Below are 18,408 nucleotides of genomic sequence, written 5' to 3' on the forward strand. Positions count from 1 at the left end.
TCAAGGTTCCTGCGCCAGTTCAAGGGCGGCGCCAATCACCGCATTGTCGCTTGGAAGCCCGAACATTGCTGCCCCTGCCAGCGGGGTATAGGTATCGGCGCCGCAGACCCGGCGCAGCGGCAGGTGGCCGAAACCGGCCTCGACCAGTGCGGTGACCACGCCCTCGCCCACCCCTCCACTGTGGCGGCCCTCGTCCAGCACCAGCACGCGCCGTGCGCTGGCGGCCTGGCTGGCGATGAAGCCGGCGTCCAGCGGCACCAGCCAGCGCAGGTCGACCACCCGTACCTGCCAGCCCAGCTGCTGTTCGATGGCTCGCGCTGCGCGCAGCGCCATCGGCACGCCATTGCCGTAGGTGTAGACCACCAGCTCGCCAGCCTCCGGCCCGTAAACACGGCCTTCGCCCGGCACCAGTGCCCGGCCCTGGGCCGGGTAGTCGAACAGCCACTGGCCATCGCCCGGCTCATGCAGGTCCTTGCTCATGTACAGCGCGATCGGCTCCAGGAACACGGCCACGCGCCCATCCACCCGGGCCAGCGCCGCCAGCGTGCGCAGCATCATCACCGCATCGTCGCCGCGCGATGGGCAGCCGACCACCAGCCCGGGGATGTCGCGCAGGGCGGTGATCGAGTTGTCGTTGTGGAAATGGCCGCCGAAACCCTTCTGGTAGCCCAGCCCGGCCACCCGCACCAGCATCGGATTGCGGTACTGGTCGTTGGAGAAGAACTGCAGCGAACAGGCTTCGCCACGCAGCTGGTCGATGGCGTTGTGCAGGTAGGCCAGGTACTGGATCTCCGGGATCGGCAGCATGCCCATGTTGGCCAGGCCCTGCGCCATGCCCAGGATCATGGTTTCGTCCAGCAGGGTGTTGAACACCCGGCGCGGCCCGAAGCGGCGCAGCAGATCCTTGGTGACGGTGTAGACACCACCCTTCTGCGCCACGTCCTCGCCGAACAGCAGGCTCTGTGGATACTTGGCCAGCAGCTCCTGCAGACCATGATTGATCTGGATTGCGAGATGCCGCGGCGCCTGTCGTTCCGGCAATGCCTCGGCACCGCCATAGAGTGCCTCGCGTGCTTCGGCAGCGGCCTCGCGCTGCGCTTCGGCCTGCACCGCTGCAGGGGTGTACGGTGCCAGCGGCGCCATCACCTCCCGCAGCGACTGCAGCTTCGCACTGCCTTCGGCATCGGCGGCAGCGGCCATGCAGCGCGCGCGCATCGTTTCGTAGGCCACTTCGATGGCGTCCGCATCCATCCAGCCTGATTCCAGCGCGATCTGCGCCGAGCGCAGCAGCGGATCCTGCGCCTCGGCCGCGCACAGTTCCGGCAGCGCGCGCCATTCCACTTCAAAGTCGGTGCCGGCATGGCCCATCAGGCGCGTGGTGCGCAGATGCAGGAAGGTCGGCCGCCGCGTACGCCGGCAGTGTTCCACCGCCGCCTGCACCTGGGCGTGCCCGGTAGCCAGGTCGAGACCATCGGCAAAGAAATAGTCCAGCCCCGGCTGGTGGCTGAAGCGCTCGGCGATCCAGCCATCGGGGGTCTTCACCGAGATGCCCAGGCCGTTGTCCTCGCAGACGAACAGGATCGGCGCCGGTAGTTTCTGGTAGGCCGACCACATCGCGGTATTGAAGGCGGTCTGCGCGGTGGCGTGGTTGGCCGACGCATCGCCGAACGAGCACAGCACGATGCTGTCGGTGGGAATGGGCAGCGCCTGCCCCAGCCGCTTGCCACTCTCGATGGCCAGCGCGGTACCCAGCGCCTTGGGCAGGTGCGACGCAATCGTCGAGGTCTGCGGCAGCACCCACAATGGCTTGCTGCCCCACACCTTGTGGCGGCCACCGCTGGCCGGATCATCCGCGCTGGCGGCGAAGGACAGTGCCGCATCGCGCAGCGGGTCGATGCCCGGCACCTGCCGCGAACGCTCGGCCATGAAGGCGCCGGAACGATAGTGCAGGAAGGCGGGATCGGTGTGCCGGCAGGCCCGCGCCAGCAGCGCGTTGCCTTCATGGCCGGACGAACCAATGGTGTAGAAGACCTTGTTCTGCACGCGCAGCACGCGCGCCATCAGGTCCAGCTGGCGACTGGCCAGCTGCGAGTCGAACAGTTCATCGAAGGCGGCAGCGGTGAGCGTACTGCCGGGCAGGATCGGAGCATCTGCCGCGGGTCGCGGGCGCGGCGTCCCGCGCCACCCGCGCACCGCCTCAAGGAAATTGACGTCGCACACCTCGGCGCGGTTGAGCCCCCGCATGCGTGCGGGAATCGGATCCGGAACCACAGCGAACATCGAACACCCTCCGTGTCGTTGTTGCGTTCCGCCCGGCAATACCGGGCGCTACCCTGTGGGCATCAAGCCGCCTCGAAACGCGAGCGCACCTCGGCGGTCACCGCCGGCATCGGCAGGAAGCGCGGCTGCGCACGCACCCGCTGCAGCCAGGCGCGAACTTCCGGGAACGGCTCCAGGCTGATGCCGCCCTCGCCCGCCACATCGGTATAGGCAAACAGGGCGATATCGGCAATGCCGTATCCGCTGCCGGTGAACCACTGCGCTTCGCGCAGGTGCTGCTCCATCACCGCCAACGCGGTGGCGGCACGCTCGTGCAGGCGTGGCAGTTCGGCACGGCGTGGCGAGTCGGGCGCCGTCCAGCCCCGGATGAAGCGCGCTACCGCCACGCACGGCTCGTGCGTGTACTGCTCGAAGAACATCCAGCTCAACGCCTGCGCACGCTCCCAGCCATCGCTGGGCAGGTAGGGCGTGCCTTCGGCCAGCCAGAACAGGATCGCGTTGGACTCGGTCAGCACGCGGCCGTCGTCGCGGACGATCAGCGGCACCTTGGCATTCGGGTTGAGCGCCAGGAATTCGGGCGTGTGGGTCTGGCCATGGGCACTGTCCACTTCCACCCAGCGGTAACGGCTGCCGAGCTGCTCAAGCAGCAGCCGGACCTTGTGGCAATTGCCCGAGACCGACATGCCATGCACCGTCAGCGGGACGCGCTCTTCCACCATTGCCTGCTCCATCGGATCCGGCCGGCGGCCGGCTGCGTGCAGTCTGGCAAGTGCGCCAGGGAATGCCAAGCGCGGATGCAGCATGGCACCCCGGTAGTGCCTGCCGCTGGCCGGCAATCGCACGAATCCTGCTGCAGCGAGGTTGCCGGCCAGCGGCCGGCACTACCGGGCCACGTTCAGCGTGCACGCTGCCGCCACTGTTCGCGCGACTGGCCCCAGATCTGCATCGGTTTGTCGTTGTACGGCGGCGGCAGTTCGCCCATCCGCAGCAACGTGCTGCCCAGCTTGCGCGCGACCGCCCGCGAGTTGTCGTTGTTCTCGGCGATGGTATGGATCACCTCGTGCCAACCCAGCGTGTCGAAGGCCCAGTCGATCGCCGCGACCGCCGCTTCCGGCGCATAGCCCCGGCCCCAGCTGGCGCGGCGGATGCCCCAGCCGACCTCGGTACCCGGCCAGTCCTGCGGTTGCCAGGGGCCCATCCGCCCGATCCAGTCCCCGCTGGATTTTTCGATCACGCTGAACATCGAGAAGCCGAACAGCTGCCAGGCGCCAGCCAGGCTGCAGAAGCCGCGCCAGGCTACCGAAGGCGGCTGCACGCCACCGAGGGTGCGCATCGTTTCCTCGTCGGCGCAGAACGCCAGATAGGGTTCGTAGTCCTCGCGCAGCAGCGGACGCAGGATCAGGCGCTCGGTTTCCAGGCGCAGGTCGAAGATGCTCATGCCGACTCCATGTCGAAGGGGCCACCATGATGGTGGATTCCGCCTCCACACGGATGAATGCCCGCGCTCACAACGAAACGGGCCGGCATGCGCCGGCCCGTCGGGTACAGCACGTATTCTGGATTACTGGCGCGTGGCCGCAGTGGCGCTGGCAGCAGCGGTCTGCGTGACCAGCTGGCCATCGACCACCGGCAGGCGATCGCTGGCCGGCTTGTTGTCCATGCGCACGGTCTTCTCGGCGCCGTCGTAGCGGTAGGTCACGTTGTAGCCCTTCACCACGTCATTGGTGCCCATGGCGATGCGGTTGCCCGGCTTGCTGGCCATGCGCATGGTGCCGGTGGTGCCGTCCTCGTTGCGGTAGGTCACGTTGTAGCCGGTAACACGGCTCGACTCGGAGGTGGCGGTCTCGGTGTGGCACTGGCGCTCGGTACGGTTGACCACGCGGCCACCCACGTGGCGCTTGTCGATCTGGTTGCCGATGAAGCCACCGGCCACGGCACCGGCTGCGGTCGCGGCCTTCTTGCCGTTGCCACCGCCGACCTGGTTGCCGAGCAGGCCGCCGACCACCGCGCCGACCACGGTGCCGCCGACGTTGCCGTCACGCTCCGGCAAGCGCTCCTGCACGGTCACGTCCTGGCAGACCTCGTGCGGGGTCTGGGTGGTGGAGGTCTCGCGCACGGGATCGGTGCCGATCACGGTGGCGTAGGCCTTCTGCTTCTCGGTGATCGGGTCGACCTTCAGCACGTCGGCGTATTCCAGCCCGCGCGGTGCAGACGGGTCGAGCTTGTCACCACGCGCGCCATCGTCAACGGCATTGCCGTCAACCAGCCGCGATTCACCGTTGGGGGTTCCGGCGCTGATGGAATCAGGCGACTTGTCGCCGCTCTTCATGAAGGCGGCGGTGGCGATGCCACCGACCAGCAGCGCGCCCGCTGCGACCAGGACAGTTGTAGTTGTGCTTTTCATGACCTGCTCCTTGCGGACCATCCGCAACGTTCTCGGCCCAGATTGCAGCATGCACTGCCTGAACGGAATCTCCACATTTCCTGCTCATTCCTGTAACCCATTCAGCATCGGGAAATGCTGGGCCCGTGGTAGCGTTTGCATATTCCCCACGAGGATCCACGCCATGGCCAACCCGATGCTGCTGCCGGTACTGCAATGGGCCCGCCGGCTGCGCTACCCCACCCTGTTCAAGCTGACCGCCGGCCTGTTCGTGCTGACCCTGTTCATTCCCGACCCGATTCCGTTCGTCGACGAGCTGGTACTGGGCTTCGGCACCCTGCTGCTGGCCAACTGGAAGAGCCGCAATACAGTCCCGGCCCCGCCGCCGCTGGAACAGCGTTGATCCCGCTGGTCGACAGCCACTGCCATCTGGATGCCAGTGAATTCGATGCTGACCGCACGGCGGTGATCGAGCGCGCAGGCGCCGCGGGCGTGCGCGAGCAGGTGGTACCGGCCGTCACGGCCGCCAGCTGGCCGAAGCTGCGCGAGGTCTGCCGGCAGGCACCGGGGCTGTACCCGGCCTACGGCCTGCATCCGATGTTCCTGGCCGAGCACCGGCCCGACCATCTGCCGCTGCTGCGCGAATGGATCGTTCGCGAACGCCCGTGCGCGATCGGCGAATGCGGGCTGGACTTCTTCGTCGAGGGACTGGATGCAGAGGCGCAACAGGCGTACTTCATCGGCCAGCTGCAACTGGCCCGCGAGTTCGAGCTGCCGGTGATCGTGCATGCGCGACGCGCGGTGGATGCGGTCATTGCCGCGATCCGTCGCGTCGGCGGCCTGCGCGGCGTGGTGCACAGCTTTTCCGGCAGCCCGGAACAGGCCGCGCAACTGCACCGGCAAGGCTTCCTGCTCGGTCTCGGTGGTCCGCTGACCTACGATCGCGCGCAACGGCTGCAGCGCCTGGTGCGCGGGATGCCGCTGGAACAGCTGCTGCTGGAGACCGACGCGCCCGACCAGCCTGACGCCGGCATCCGCGGCCAGCGCAACGAACCAGCGCGACTGGCAGTCATCGCCCGCCATGTGGCTGCACTGCGCGGGATGGAGCTGGACGCGGTGGCCCAGGCCACGACGGAGAATGCGCGGCGCCTGTTCGCGCTGCCGGCAATGTAACGGGTAGGTGCCGGCCGCTGGCCGGCACGATCCATCACACCTCGCTGGAATCGACCACTTCGGCCTTCACCTTCTTCGGCTCCAGCAGCATTTCAAGCGCCTTGCCGACCGCCGCGAAGGCGAAGGCACCGGTGATGTGGGTTGCCGCACCGAGGCCTGCGCCACAGTCCAGTTTCAATGCAGCATCCGCACCGAGGTTCGGGCGGATGCCGCAGACGCTGCCATCGGCCTGCGGATACTTCACGTTTTCCAGCGAGTACACCGCCGGTACGCCAAAATAGCGCTTGGCATTCTTCGGGAAATTGAACTCGCTGCGCAGCTTCTTGCGGATCAGCGCCAGCATGGCGTCGTGCTCGGTGCGCGAGACATCGCGGATGCGCACCAGGGTCGGATCGGTGCGACCACCGGCAGCCCCCACGGTCAGCAGCGGCAGCTTGCGGCGACGGCACCAGGCGATCGTCTCGACCTTCACCCGGAAGCTGTCGCAGGCATCGATCACCAGGTCGAAGCCACGGTCCAGCAACTCGGCCATGTTCGACACGGTCAGGAATGCCTGCACGGCATCGACCTCGATGTCCGGGTTGATGGCGCGGCAGCGCTCTGCCATTGCCTCTGCCTTGTTGCGTCCGTAGTTGCCCTCCATCGCCGGCAGCTGCCGGTTGGTGTTGGACACGCAGATGTCATCGGCGTCGATCAGGGTCAGGTGGCCGACCGCCGAACGCGCCAGCGCTTCCACCACCCACGAGCCGACCCCGCCCATGCCCACCACCGCCACGCGGCTGCCCTGCAGGCGCTCGAGCGCACCTACGCCATACAGCCGTTCGATGCCGGCGAAGCGTTGTTTGACCTGTTCGTTCATGCGGCTATTTTAACGTGCAGGCGCCAGCGCCTACAGCGCGCCGGCATCGAACCCACCGTTGCACGCCAGGAGAGCCCGCCATGAACGCCAGCCCGCCCCGCCGCCCGTCCACTGCCCAGCGGTACCTGTTCGTGCTGTGCCTGGGCCTGCTGATCGGCCTGGTCGCCACGGTCATGGTCGGCCGCGCCCTGCAGGCCCGCCGCGACCCGTTCCCGGACAGCCTGATGCAGGTGATGCAGCGGCAATCGCAGCTGCTGCAGCAGGCCCAGCAGCAGAACCGCTGCAGCCTGGCCGACAGCGTGCCGCGGCTGCAGGCCCTGCGCCTTCTGTCCAACGATTTCGACCTGGCCTTTCCCGGGCTGAAGGACAACGGCCGGTTCCAGCAGCACGCCAGCCAACTGCGCGGCAACCTCAACGCTGCATTGGCGGCTCCGCCCAGTGACTGCACCGCTCTGGCCAAGGTCGTGGAAACCGTGCAGGCCGATTGCCGCGCCTGCCACCAGGACTTCCGCTGACGCGCATTCATCCTGTAGCCGGGCAAGGCACGCCTGGTTGGCACCTTGTTCACGTTCGAAAGGAGAGGATTCGTCCACCCTGCTGCATGACGCAGTACCACCCAACACACCCGCCTTCACGGCCAGGAGACGCTCCATGAAGATCCAGCTCATTGCCGCCAGCGCCATCGCTACCCTCGCCCTGGCTGGCTGTGCCACCTCGCCCGGCTACGGTGGCGGTGGTTACAACAACGGCTACAACAATGGTGGCTACGGCAACAACGGCGGTTACAACCAGGGCCGTTGCGCTGACTGTGGCATCGTCACCCGCATCAACACCGTGCCGTCGGGCCGCACCGCGCCCAGTGCGACCGGCGCCATCCTCGGCGGCATCGTCGGTGCCGTGGCCGGCCATGAGATCTCCGATCACACCGGTGGCAGCCGTGGCAACAAGAACATCGCTGCGGCCGCAGGCGCGGTCGGTGGCGCGCTGGCCGGCAACCAGATCCAGAAGAACGTCACCAGCGATACCTACGACATCAGCGTGCGCATGGACGATGGCCGCACCATCGTGGTCAACCAGCGCGACCTCGGCGGCATCCGCGAAAACACCTACGTGCGCGTGGTCAACGGCAAGGTCATCCTGCGCTGACCTGCGCCGGGCCGGCGGCAAAGAAAAAGGCCCGCTTGCGCGGGCCTTTTTCATGTGACGGCTTGCAGCGCGATCAGGTCGGCTGCACGGCGTCGGCCTGCAGGCCCTTCTGGCCCTGCACGACGGTGAAGGTGACCTTCTGGCCTTCCTTCAGGCTCTTGAAGCCCTGGGTCTGGATGGCACGGAAGTGCACGAACACGTCTTCGCCGTTTTCACGGCTGATGAAGCCGAAGCCCTTTGCATCGTTGAACCACTTGACGGTACCGGTCTCGCGATCAGACATCTCACTAACTCCCTGGTGACTCTCTCTTGTTGTTGGAAACGCCTGGTGGGCGGCTGACAAGCAAGGGGGAAGCGAGGTGCATCGATGCAGCGGATCGGGAAGATCTTGCTTCATCAGGCCACGATCCACGGTGACCTTGCCAAGCTCAGCGACTGCAACTTAACCCGCCCAAAACGAAAAAGCAACTGGCAAAATCTTTCACTGTCAACCCCAAAACGGCTACCATACGGGACAGCATGGGACTCTCATTCATCTTATATCTGCTAGCGGTCATTTTTGTCCTTGTCGGCATTGCCGGAATCATCCTGCCGGCCCTGCCCGGCATCCCGCTGGTGTTCATCGGACTGCTGCTGGCGGCCTGGGCGGACGGCTTCACCCACGTCGGCTGGCCGACCCTGGTCGCGCTGGGCGTACTGACCGTCCTCTCGCTGCTGGTGGACGTGCTGGCCACGGTGGTGGGTGCGCAGCGGGTCGGTGCCAGCCGCAAGGCACTGTGGGGTACGTTCGTCGGCAGCATCGTCGGCCTGTTCTTCATGCCGATCGGCCTCTTTGCAGGCCCCCTGATCGGCGCCCTGGCCGGCGAGTACTGGCACACCCGCGAACTGGGGCGCTCGACCAAGGTAGGCCTGGCCACCTGGCTCGGTATCCTGCTCGGCCTGGCGCTGAAACTGGCCGTGGTGATCGCGATGCTCGGCCTGTTCGCCTTCGCCTGGTTCCTGTAACCCGCACTGCCTTCACGCCGCGCGCACGCGGTGCCCGTGCATAAACCGTGGGGGCTGGCCGTGAACCGGTGCAGCCGCCACACTGTGCGATTCCCGTATTCACCTAAGGGCCTGCTGCAATGACCCTGTCTCCGCTGCTTCCCCGTCTCGCGCCGCTGGCGCTGGCCCTGGCCAGTGCGCCGCTGGCCGCGCAGGAGTTCGCGCCCAGCGCCGAAGCCTCGCCGGCCGCGTGCGCGGCGATTACTACCGATGCTGCCCGCCTGGCCTGTTATGACCGCCAGTTCGGCCGTACCCCGCAGGCCACTGCCGAGGCCGACGCTGCGGCCGAGGCGGCCGCGCAGGCCCGTCGCGAAGAACGCCAGACTGCACGCGTGAGCCAGGGCGAAGAGAAGCTGCGCGAGCGGGTCAGCGATCTGTTCCGTCCAGCAGCCCCTGACAGCGCACTGGCCAATGCTGGCCGCGGTTCGCTGCTGGACAGCCGCTGGGAACTGGCCGAGGACTCCAAGCTGGGCCCGTTCCAGCTGCGCGCCTACAAGCCGGTGTACCTGCTGCCGGCATTCTGGACCAGCGATCGCAACACCACGCCGCATTCGCCGAACCCGGCCAACACGGTCACCACGCCGCAGGTGCTGGACAGTGCCGAGCTGAAGTTCCAGATCAGTTTCAAGACCAAGATCGCCGAGAACCTGTTCGGCGACAACGGCGACATCTGGGCCGGCTACACCCAGAGCTCGCGCTGGCAGGCCTACAACGGCGAGGATTCACGCCCGTTCCGCGAAACCAATTACGAGCCGGAAGTGATGATGGTGTTCCGCAACGGCTACTCGATCGGTGGCTGGCGCGGGCGCATGACCGGCATCGCGCTGAACCACCAATCCAACGGCCGCGCCGACCCGCTTTCGCGCAGCTGGAACCGGGTGATGCTCAACATCGGCCTGGACCGCGAGAACTGGGCGCTGGTGCTGCGCCCCTGGTACCGCATTCCCGAGACCCGCAGCGACGACAACAACCCGGACATCGAGGATTACATGGGCCGCGGTGATGCGACCCTGACCTGGAACCGCAACGGCCACGAAGTCTCGCTGATGGCGCGCCATTCGCTGCGCACCGGCAGCCGCTCGCACGGTGCCCTGCAGCTGGATTACGGCTTCCCGATCAGCAACCTGCTGCGCGGGCATGTGCAGGTGTTCGACGGTTACGGCGAAAGCCTGATCGACTACAACCACAAGGCCACCTACGTGGGCGTGGGCGTGTCGCTGCTGGAGTGGTTCTGATGCCCGTGACGATCTGGCACAACCCGGCCTGCAGCAACTCGCGCGGCGCATTGAAGCTGATACGTGATGCCGGCTTCGAGCCAGTGGTGATCGAGTATCTCGGCAATCCACCCGATGTGGCCACACTGCGCCAGGTGCTGGCCGAATCCGGCCTGGACGCGCAGGCACTGGTGCGCAGCAAGGAGGCGCAGTTCGCCGAACTGGGCCTGGAAGGTGCGGACGAGGCCACGCTGCTGGCCGCGATGGCCGAACACCCGCGACTGATCAACCGCCCCGTGGTGCGCACGGACAAGGGCACACGCCTGTGCCGTCCACCGGAAACAGTGCTGGAGATCCTGTAACCCGCCTCGCCGCCGCGTAGCGGAGCGTGTTGGTAGAGTCGACTGTTGGTAGAGTCGACTGTTAGTCGACTCCCTCCTCACCCTTCATATGCATCCGCGGAAAAGCCCGCACTGCGTGCGATAGTCGACTGACAGTCGACTCTACCCCAGCGCCCTCTTCTACCCGGACGCCCTCCTCCCCGGCTGGCTTACAGCCAGTCGGTGATGCCTTCGCGGCGGTACACCTCGGCGAACGCGGGGCGCGCCTTCATCAACGTGGCGTGCGCCTTCAGTACCGGCCAGGTATCGGTAGGCCTGGGCATGTTGCGCGACCAGCGCATCAGCATCACCAGCATGTAGTCGACCACGCAGGGCGTGGCGCCCAGCAGGCAGGGGCCATGTGCATGCAGGTGCGCGGCCGCATGCTGCCAGGCCGCTTCCAGGCGCTGCCGTGCCATCCCGCGGCTGGCCTCGATATTCGCCTCGCCCGCCATTTCGTGTGGATAGAACCAGGCTCGATAGGCCGGCTGCAGCGTATTGGCACACCAGAACATCCAGCGGTAGGCATCGGCGCGCTGCGGCGTGCCCAGCGCGGGCAGCAGGTTGGCGTCCGGATGGCGATCCGCCAGGTACAACGCAATGGCCGCCGCCTCGGTCAGTACCAGGCCATCGATCAGCAGTGTCGGCACCACACCGGCCGGATTCAGCGCCAGGTACTCCGCCGACTTGTGCTCTCGCGCGTCGAAATCCAGCAGCACCAGTTCATGCTCGATGCCCAGCTCGATCAGCAGCCAGTGCACCACCAGCGCGGCGGTACTGGTCGAACCATACAGCGTGGTGCTCATGCAGAAGATCCTGTACAGGTGGATCAGCCGATTATGCGCCCGCGCGCACGATCGTTGCTCAGCCGCAGCTGCTCATGCAGGAATCCCGGCGTTCGCCACAGGACATCATCGGCGCGCGCATCGTACAGTCATGCGTCTTCAGTTCGCAGGCATGGCGCAGGTCCGGGTTGTCCACGTCCTTGCAGCGCTTGTCCGGCGCCGGCACCATCCGCTGCTCGCAATTGCTCTGGCGGCTGCCGAGAGAGTCATTCTGCGCCATGCAGCTGCGATAGCCGGCCTGGCACTGCACGCGGCACTGCGCCGATGCAGGGAAATCCGCGCCTTCGTACGACGCTGGGGTGTTGCAGCCGGCCAGCGCCAGCAGCATGCCTACCACGATGAATCGATGCAGGGCCATGGACACGTCCTGTGCGAGGGTGTGCCGACCGTAGCAGAGCAAGGGCTACAGGCGCGTTAATCCTCCCCCCGGATACAACAACGGCGCCACACGGGCGCCGTTGTCTGGACCGAAGCGTGCGGGGAGTTACTCCACCACCACCGGAATCTTGCCGATGCGGGCCTGCCATTCGCGCGGGCCGGTCTTGTGCACCGATTCACCGGTGGAGTCGACTGCCACGGTCACCGGCATGTCCTGCACGGTGAACTCGTAGATCGCCTCCATGCCCAGGTCAGCGAAACCAACCACCTTGGCGGCCTTGATCGCCTTGGACACCAGGTAGGCCGAGCCACCCACGGCCATCAGGTAGGCCGACTTGTGCTTCTTGATCGCCTCGATCGCGGCCGGGCCGCGCTCGGCCTTGCCGACCATGCCCAGCAGGCCGGTCTGTGCCAGCACCTGCTCGGTGAACTTGTCCATGCGGGTGGCGGTGGTCGGGCCGGCCGGGCCCACCACTTCGTCGCGCACCGGATCGACCGGGCCAACGTAGTAGATGAAGCGGCCCTTCAGATCAACCGGCAGTTCCTCGCCCTTGTTGAGCATGTCGACCATGCGCTTGTGCGCGGCATCGCGGCCGGTCAGCAGCTTGCCGTTGAGCAGCAGGGTCTGGCCCGGCTTCCAGCTGGCCACGTCTTCCGGCGTGATCGTGTCCAGGTCCACGCGGGTGCCCTTGGATGCGTCGTAGGTCAGCTTCGGCCAGTCTTCCAGCGACGGCGGGTCCAGCATCACCGGGCCGCTGCCATCGAGGGTGAAGTGCGCATGGCGGGTGGCCGCGCAGTTCGGGATCATCGCCACCGGCAGGTTGGCCGCGTGGGTCGGGTAGTCGTTGATCTTGATGTCGAGCACGGTGGTCAGGCCACCCAGGCCCTGCGCACCGATGCCCAGCGCGTTGACCTTCTCGTACAGCTCCAGGCGCAGCTCTTCGATGCGGTTGGACGCACCACGGGCCTGCAGCTCGGTGATGTCGATCGGCTCCATCAGCGCTTCCTTGGCCAGCAGCATCGCCTTCTCGGCGGTGCCACCGATGCCGATGCCGAGCATGCCCGGCGGGCACCAGCCGGCGCCCATGGTCGGCACGGTCTTCAGCACCCAGTCGACGATCGAGTCGGACGGGTTGAGCATGGCGAACTTGGTCTTCGCTTCCGAACCACCGCCCTTGGCGGCGACGATCACGTCGACCTTGTTGCCCGGCACCACCTTGACGTTGACCACGCCCGGGGTGTTGTCCTTGGTGTTGATGCGCTTGCCGGCCGGATCAGCCAGCACCGAAGCGCGCAGCTTGTTGTCCGGGTGCATGTAGGCACGGCGCACGCCTTCATTGGCCATGTCTTCCACGCCCATGGTGGCGTCGTCCCAGCGCACGTCCATGCCGATTTCCAGGAACACGGTGACGATGCCGGTGTCCTGGCAGATCGGACGGTGGCCTTCGGCGCACATCCGCGAATTGATCAGGATCTGGGCCATCGCTTCCTTCGCGGCCGGCGACTCCTCGCGCTCGTAAGCGGCGGCGAGGTTCTTGATGTAGTCGACCGGGTGGTAGTACGAGATGTACTGCAGCGCGTCGGCGATGGACTGGATGAGGTCTTCCTGCTTGATCGATGTCACGTCTTGCTCGCTTGCTCGAGGCTGGCGGGGGTAATCCGCCCATTTTACCCCCTCCCCCGGCCCCGGGGTGGTAGTGCCGGCCGCTGGCCGGCAAGATTCCCCCGACGCTCTGTCACGCCACGCGCCACTGCGGCGTCCTTGCCCACATGAACGCCGAAACCGCTTTCCAGACCCACCGCCCGCGCCTGATGGCCCTGGCCTACCGCCTGCTTGGCAGCCGCGCCGACGCCGAAGACGTGCTCCAGGATGCCTGGCTGCGCTGGTCCGGCGCCGACCCGGCGGCCGTCCGCGACCCCGAAGCCTGGCTGGTCACCACCACCACCCGGCTCGGCCTGGACCGGCTGCGCGCGGCCAAGCGCGAGCGCGTGCACTACGTCGGCCCATGGCTGGCCGAGCCGCTGGCGGTCACCCTGGAGCCCGACCCGGCGCCCGGCCCGGCGCAGCTGCATGCGCTGGCCGACGACGTCTCGGTCGCCTTCCTGACCCTGCTCGAACAGCTCGGCCCCGAGGAACGCGCCGCGTTCCTGCTGAAGGAGGCCTTTGACCACGACTACCGCGAAATCGCCGAGCTGATCGGCCACAGCGAAGCCAACTGCCGGCAACTGGTACACCGTGCCCGGCAGCGCCTGCACGCCGGACGGCCGCGCTTCAACGCCGATGCCAGCCAGCACCGGCAGCTGCTGGCGCGCTTCATGGACGCCTCGCAGCGCGGCGACAGCGAGGCGATCCAGGCCCTGCTGCACGCCAACGCGCTGCTGGTCTCCGACGGTGGCGGCGTGGTTACCGCCGCGATCCGCCCGCTGCGGGGCGCCGAGCGCATCGGCCGCCTGTTCTGGGCCATCGCCCGCCGCAGCGCGGCGCATCCGGCGCAGCTGGGCTATGTCAACGGCGAACCGGCGATCCTGCGCTTCCACGGCGAGCGCCTGCACTCGGTCACCACCATCGAAGTGGTCGACGGCCGCATCGCCAATGTCTACAGCGTGTTGAATCCGGAAAAGTTGCCGAAGGTTGTCACGCGCGGCGACGCTGCGGCGTCCTGGTAGTGAAAGGCGGCCATCGTGGCCGCCGTGGAGCCCCCGATGTCCAATCACACTTCTCCCCGCGTCCCCTACACCCGCCTGGCCGCCGAGGCCTTCAAGGGCCTGCTGGCCACCAGCCAGGCGGTGCATGACAGCTCGATCGATCCGACCCTGATGGAACTGGTGTTCCTGCGCGTGTCACAGCTCAACGGCTGCGGCTACTGCATGGACATGCACGGCACGGCGCTGCGCAAGGGTGGCATCGAGCCGCGCAAGCTGGACACGCTGCCGGCATGGCACGAGAGCCGCTTCTTCGACGAACGCGAGCGCGCGGTGCTGGGTTGGGCCGAGGCACTGACCCGGCTGACCGACGGCGCGCCGTCGCAGGCGGCGTTCGATGCATTGGCGCCGCACTTCGATGAGAAGGGCATCAGTGACCTGAGCATGGGAATTGCGGTGATCAACGCCTGGAACCGGCTGGGTGCGGGCCTGCTGCCGCCGCTGCCGGCCTGACCCACCCCGCCTTCGACAATTCACTGGAGCTGCTGGTAGGTGTCGACCTTGGTCGACACGGTAGATCCACGCTACGCGTGGATGCGGGAGAGTCAGATCCCTTCGCTTCGCGAAGGGATCTGACCCGCTGTGGGTCGCTGGGGTCAGAGCCCTTTGCCGCGCAAAGGGATCTGACCCCGGCGCCAGCCACACGCCTGCACTGACCCCCTCTGCACGTATCAGGCGCGCACAATACGCGCATGCCTGCCACCCCCACCGCTGGCGCTGACGCCGCAAAGAAACCCAGCCTGCGCCAGCGCTTCAGGGCGATGCGCAACCTGCCGCCGTTCCTGCGCATGGTCTGGAAGACCAGTCCCGCGCTCACCCTGGCCAGCCTGGGGCTGCGCCTGATCCGCGCGCTGCTGCCGGTGGCGATGCTGTACGTCGGCAAGCTGATCATCGACAGCGCCCTGCACCTGAGCCAGCACGACGCGGGCTTCCCGCCGCTGGGCGAAGCGCTGTCCAGCGGCGTGCTGAATCCGCTGCTGGGCCTGCTGGCGCTGGAATTCGGCTTGGCCATCGCCTCGGACCTGCTCGGCCGGCTGGTCAGCTACGCCGATGCCCTGCTCTCCGAGCTGTTCGCCAACGTCACCAGCATCCGGCTGATGGAACACGCGGCGACGCTGGATCTGGAGGACTTCGAGGACCCTGACCTGCAGGACAAGCTGGACCGTGCGCGGCGCCAGACCATGGGCCGGATGAACCTGATGAGCCAGCTGTTCGGCCAGGTCCAGGACGCGATCACCGTGGCCAGCCTCGCTGTCGGCCTGCTGGTCTACGCGCCGTGGCTGATCCTGCTGCTGGCGCTGGCACTGGTGCCGGCCTTCATCGGCGAATCGCACTTCAACGCGGCCGGCTACAGCCTCAACTTCCAGTGGACGCCCGAGCGCCGCCAGCTCGACTACCTGCGCCAGCTCGGTGCCAGCGTGGAAACGGCCAAGGAAGTGAAGATCTACAACCTGCACCGCTTCCTGGTGGAACGCTACCGGCGGCTGTCGGTGGCGCTGTTCCAGGCCAACCGTGCACTGGCCCGGCGCCGCGCGTTCTGGGGCACGCTGCTGGCCGCGCTGGGCACGCTGGGGTATTACACCGCCTACGCCTACATTGCCTGGCGTACGGTACGCGGCGACTTTTCGATCGGCGACCTGACCTTCCTCGCCGGCAGCTTCCTGCGCCTGCGCCAGCTGCTGGAAGGCCTGCTGATCGGCTTCTCGCAGGTGGCCAGCCAGGCACTGTACCTGGACGACCTGTTCTCGTTCTTCCAGATCGAGCCGGAAATCCACTCGCGCGAAGGTGCGGTGCGCGTGCCGCAGCCGATCCAGCAGGGTTTCGTGTTCGAGAACGTCGGTTTCCGCTATCCCGATGCGGAACAGTGGGCGGTGCGCCACCTCGATTTCCAGCTGCAGGCCGGCGAAGTGCTGGCCCTGGTCGGCGAGAACGGCGCGGGCAAGACCACGCTGGTGAAACTGCTGGCACGGCTGTACGAGCCCGACGAAGGCCGCATCCTGCTCGACGGCCGCGACCTGCGCGACTACGACCTGGACGACCTGCGCGCCAACCTCGGGGTGATCTTCCAGGACTTCGTGCGCTACAACCTCAGCGCCGGCGAGAACATCGGCGTCGGCCAGGTCGAGGCGATGGACGACCAGGCACGCATCGCCGATGCCGCGCGACGAGGCATGGCCGAGGAAGTGATCGACGACCTGCCCGGCGGCTACGACCAGCTGATCGGGCGCCGCTTCAAGCAGGGCGTGGACCTGTCCGGTGGCCAGTGGCAGAAGATCGCCATCGCCCGCGCGTGGATGCGCAATGCGCAGGTGATGATCCTGGATGAGCCAACGGCAGCGCTGGACGCGCGCAGTGAGTTCGAAGTGTTCCAGCGGTTCAGGGAGCTGGCGGATAATCGTACGGCAGTGCTGATTTCCCACCGTTTCTCTTCGGTACGCATGGCCGATCGCATCCTGGTGCTGGCCGATGGCCGCATCGAGGCCAGCGGCACCCATGCGCAGCTGATGGCCCAGGGAGGACGGTACGCCGAGCTGTTCGAGCTGCAGGCGGCGGGTTACCGCTGAGAACGCCTCTCGTTCCGCCCAATGAGAACCCATCTCATTTGAGATAGAATCAACCCCGACGACTTCCGATAGATACGCCCATGTCCTCCGCTTTCGGCGCCGAAACGGTGCTTGAGGTCCGTCACTGGACCGATGCCTACTTCAGTTTCACCACTACCCGCGACAGCGGCTTCCGCTTCGAGAACGGCCAGTTCGTGATGATCGGCCTGGAAACCGAGGCACGGCCGCTGCTGCGCGCCTATTCCATCGCCAGCGCCAACTGGGAAGAGCACCTGGAGTTCTTCAGCATCAAGGTGCAGGACGGCCCGCTGACCTCGCGCCTGCAGCACATCAAGCCGGGCGACAAGGTGCTGGTCGGCAAGAAGCCCACCGGCACCCTGCTGATCAGCGACCTGCACCCGGGCAGGAACCTGTACCTGCTGGGCACGGGCACCGGCATGGCGCCGTGGCTGTCGGTCATCAAGGACCCGGAAACTTACGAGCGTTTCGAGAAGGTGATCCTCTGCCACGGCGTGCGCTACGAGAAGGATCTGGCCTACCGCGATTACTTCGAGAAGGAACTGCGTGAGCACGAGTTCCTGGGCGAGATGATCGGCGACAAGCTGCTGTACTACCCGGCCGTCACCCGCGAGCCGTTCGCCAACCAGGGCCGCCTGACCCAGCTGATGGAAAGCGGCCAGATGCAGCGCACCCTCGGCCTGCCGGAGCTGAGCCCGGAAAACGACCGCGCGATGATCTGCGGCAGCCCGCAGATGCTGGCTGATCTGCGCAGCGTGCTCGATGCCCGCGGCTTCCAGGTCTCGCCGCGCATCGGCCAGCCGGGTCACTACGTGTTCGAGCGCGCGTTCGTCGAGAAATGATCTGCAACGGCAGTGCCGGCCGCTGGCCGGCTCTCCGTGCGCTCCGGGATTGCCGGCCAGCGGCCGGCACTACCCCCTTCACAGCAGCGCTTCAATCGCGCTGCGCAGCTGTTCCGGCCTGGTGGTTGGCGCAAAGCGCGCAGCCACCCGCCCCTGGCGATCGACCAGGAACTTGCTGAAATTCCACTTGATGCGGGCGCTACCCAGCAGGCCGCGCTTCTCGTGTGAAAGCCATGCCCACAACGGATCAGCCCCCTCGCCGTTGACCTCGATCTTCTCCGAAAGCGGGAAGCTGACCGGATAATCCAGCGAACAGAACTGGCGGATCTGCGCGGCGTCCCCCGGCTCCTGCGCGCCGAACTGGTTGCATGGGAAGCCGATCACCACCAGGCCACGCTCGCGATATTCCTTCCACAGCTGTTCCAGCCCGGTGTACTGCGGGGTGAAGCCACAGCGGCTGGCGACATTGACCAGCAACAGCGGGTGACCCCGGTACCCGGCGAGGGCCTGTGGCTGGCCGTCGAGGTCGCGGAAGCTGAAATCGTAGGCAGTGGTCATGGCGGTGAACCGTGGGCGGTG

The 18,408-nt window shown here is 66.8% G+C and carries 21 protein-coding genes; 11 read left to right on the plus strand and 10 right to left on the minus strand.

Translation table 11 applies throughout. The features are described from left to right. The 4 genes from H4O10_RS14860 to H4O10_RS14875 all read right to left on the minus strand — a co-directional run bounded on the left by H4O10_RS14860 (position 1) and on the right by H4O10_RS14875 (position 4,684). On the minus strand, positions 1 to 2,280 hold the full coding sequence (locus H4O10_RS14860) for a transketolase C-terminal domain-containing protein (RefSeq protein WP_049452165.1): 2,280 nt from the start codon (positions 2,278 to 2,280) through the stop codon (positions 1 to 3). 62 nt (positions 2,281 to 2,342) lie between these two features. Then, positions 2,343 to 2,999, minus strand: a complete 657-nt coding sequence (locus H4O10_RS14865) for a glutathione S-transferase family protein (RefSeq protein ID WP_005410282.1) — start codon at positions 2,997 to 2,999, stop codon at positions 2,343 to 2,345. A gap of 176 nt (positions 3,000 to 3,175) precedes the next feature. Next, positions 3,176 to 3,718, minus strand: coding sequence for a GNAT family N-acetyltransferase (locus H4O10_RS14870; RefSeq protein ID WP_005410283.1), 543 nt, complete (start codon positions 3,716 to 3,718; stop codon positions 3,176 to 3,178). Positions 3,719 to 3,841: 123 nt separating this feature from the next. Further along, entirely contained in the window at positions 3,842 to 4,684 is an 843-nt protein-coding gene (locus H4O10_RS14875) for a glycine zipper 2TM domain-containing protein (protein WP_049452171.1), read from the minus strand. 163 nt (positions 4,685 to 4,847) lie between these two features. Between H4O10_RS14875 and H4O10_RS14880 the strand changes: the two genes are divergently transcribed. After that, on the plus strand, positions 4,848 to 5,066 hold the full coding sequence (locus H4O10_RS14880; RefSeq protein ID WP_005410285.1) for a DUF6116 family protein: 219 nt from the start codon (positions 4,848 to 4,850) through the stop codon (positions 5,064 to 5,066). Next, positions 5,063 to 5,836: a TatD family hydrolase gene (locus H4O10_RS14885; RefSeq protein WP_080353398.1), complete on the plus strand. Its 774-nt coding sequence runs from the start codon at positions 5,063 to 5,065 to the stop codon at positions 5,834 to 5,836. The genes H4O10_RS14880 and H4O10_RS14885 overlap by 4 nt, the downstream gene beginning before the upstream one ends. A gap of 34 nt (positions 5,837 to 5,870) precedes the next feature. Here H4O10_RS14885 and H4O10_RS14890 read toward each other — a convergent pair whose 3' ends face one another. After that, positions 5,871 to 6,695: a tRNA threonylcarbamoyladenosine dehydratase gene (locus H4O10_RS14890; RefSeq protein WP_049452164.1), complete on the minus strand. Its 825-nt coding sequence runs from the start codon at positions 6,693 to 6,695 to the stop codon at positions 5,871 to 5,873. A gap of 80 nt (positions 6,696 to 6,775) precedes the next feature. Between H4O10_RS14890 and H4O10_RS14895 the strand changes: the two genes are divergently transcribed. Beyond that, entirely contained in the window at positions 6,776 to 7,210 is a 435-nt protein-coding gene (locus H4O10_RS14895; RefSeq protein WP_049452163.1) for a cytochrome c, read from the plus strand. Positions 7,211 to 7,346: 136 nt separating this feature from the next. After that, on the plus strand, positions 7,347 to 7,841 hold the full coding sequence (locus H4O10_RS14900) for a glycine zipper 2TM domain-containing protein (protein ID WP_005410289.1): 495 nt from the start codon (positions 7,347 to 7,349) through the stop codon (positions 7,839 to 7,841). A gap of 73 nt (positions 7,842 to 7,914) precedes the next feature. On the opposite strand, the gene H4O10_RS14905 is transcribed toward H4O10_RS14900, so the two are convergent. Then, complete coding sequence (locus H4O10_RS14905) at positions 7,915 to 8,124, minus strand: cold-shock protein (protein ID WP_005410290.1); 210 nt, start codon at positions 8,122 to 8,124, stop codon at positions 7,915 to 7,917. A 236-nt stretch (positions 8,125 to 8,360) separates the two neighbouring features. Between H4O10_RS14905 and H4O10_RS14910 the strand changes: the two genes are divergently transcribed. The 3 genes from H4O10_RS14910 to arsC all read left to right on the plus strand — a co-directional run bounded on the left by H4O10_RS14910 (position 8,361) and on the right by arsC (position 10,461). Beyond that, positions 8,361 to 8,846, plus strand: a complete 486-nt coding sequence (locus tag H4O10_RS14910; RefSeq protein ID WP_033835435.1) for a DUF456 domain-containing protein — start codon at positions 8,361 to 8,363, stop codon at positions 8,844 to 8,846. Between the two features lie 119 nt (positions 8,847 to 8,965). Continuing rightward, positions 8,966 to 10,120 carry a phospholipase A gene (locus tag H4O10_RS14915; RefSeq protein WP_005413953.1) on the plus strand — a complete coding sequence of 385 codons (1,155 nt, stop codon included), beginning with the start codon at positions 8,966 to 8,968 and terminating at the stop codon, positions 10,118 to 10,120. Further along, positions 10,120 to 10,461: an arsenate reductase (glutaredoxin) gene (gene arsC, locus H4O10_RS14920; RefSeq protein WP_012480792.1), complete on the plus strand. Its 342-nt coding sequence runs from the start codon at positions 10,120 to 10,122 to the stop codon at positions 10,459 to 10,461. Before H4O10_RS14915 ends, arsC begins: the two co-directional genes overlap by 1 nt. A gap of 188 nt (positions 10,462 to 10,649) precedes the next feature. Here the strand turns inward: arsC and H4O10_RS14925 are convergent, their stop codons facing one another. The 3 genes from H4O10_RS14925 to H4O10_RS14935 all read right to left on the minus strand — a co-directional run bounded on the left by H4O10_RS14925 (position 10,650) and on the right by H4O10_RS14935 (position 13,326). Continuing rightward, the gene (locus tag H4O10_RS14925; protein ID WP_033832915.1) at positions 10,650 to 11,285 is read right to left on the minus strand and encodes a glutathione S-transferase family protein; all 636 of its coding nucleotides are present in this window, start codon (positions 11,283 to 11,285) and stop codon (positions 10,650 to 10,652) included. A 58-nt stretch (positions 11,286 to 11,343) separates the two neighbouring features. Continuing rightward, positions 11,344 to 11,682: a hypothetical protein gene (locus tag H4O10_RS14930; protein WP_005410295.1), complete on the minus strand. Its 339-nt coding sequence runs from the start codon at positions 11,680 to 11,682 to the stop codon at positions 11,344 to 11,346. A 126-nt stretch (positions 11,683 to 11,808) separates the two neighbouring features. Next, a complete protein-coding gene (locus tag H4O10_RS14935) occupies positions 11,809 to 13,326 on the minus strand; it encodes a fumarate hydratase (RefSeq protein WP_033832916.1) in 1,518 nt (505 codons plus the stop codon). Between the two features lie 146 nt (positions 13,327 to 13,472). On the opposite strand from H4O10_RS14935, the gene H4O10_RS14940 reads away from it, so the two are divergent. The 4 genes from H4O10_RS14940 to H4O10_RS14955 all read left to right on the plus strand — a co-directional run bounded on the left by H4O10_RS14940 (position 13,473) and on the right by H4O10_RS14955 (position 17,829). After that, on the plus strand, positions 13,473 to 14,369 hold the full coding sequence (locus H4O10_RS14940) for an RNA polymerase sigma-70 factor (RefSeq protein WP_033832917.1): 897 nt from the start codon (positions 13,473 to 13,475) through the stop codon (positions 14,367 to 14,369). A gap of 36 nt (positions 14,370 to 14,405) precedes the next feature. Continuing rightward, positions 14,406 to 14,858 (plus strand): carboxymuconolactone decarboxylase family protein, encoded by a 453-nt coding sequence (locus H4O10_RS14945; RefSeq protein ID WP_033832918.1) that lies wholly within the window; start codon positions 14,406 to 14,408, stop codon positions 14,856 to 14,858. Between the two features lie 239 nt (positions 14,859 to 15,097). Beyond that, complete coding sequence (locus H4O10_RS14950; RefSeq protein ID WP_005410299.1) at positions 15,098 to 16,969, plus strand: ABC transporter ATP-binding protein; 1,872 nt, start codon at positions 15,098 to 15,100, stop codon at positions 16,967 to 16,969. 80 nt (positions 16,970 to 17,049) lie between these two features. After that, positions 17,050 to 17,829, plus strand: coding sequence for a ferredoxin--NADP reductase (locus H4O10_RS14955; RefSeq protein ID WP_005410300.1), 780 nt, complete (start codon positions 17,050 to 17,052; stop codon positions 17,827 to 17,829). Positions 17,830 to 17,907: 78 nt separating this feature from the next. Here the strand turns inward: H4O10_RS14955 and H4O10_RS14960 are convergent, their stop codons facing one another. Further along, positions 17,908 to 18,387, minus strand: coding sequence for a glutathione peroxidase (locus H4O10_RS14960; protein WP_033832919.1), 480 nt, complete (start codon positions 18,385 to 18,387; stop codon positions 17,908 to 17,910). Positions 18,388 to 18,408: the final 21 nt, after the last annotated feature.

This window comes from Stenotrophomonas sp. I18B00994 (assembly GCF_014145825.1).
GTDB classification, from domain to species: Bacteria; Pseudomonadota; Gammaproteobacteria; order Xanthomonadales; family Xanthomonadaceae; genus Stenotrophomonas; species Stenotrophomonas maltophilia.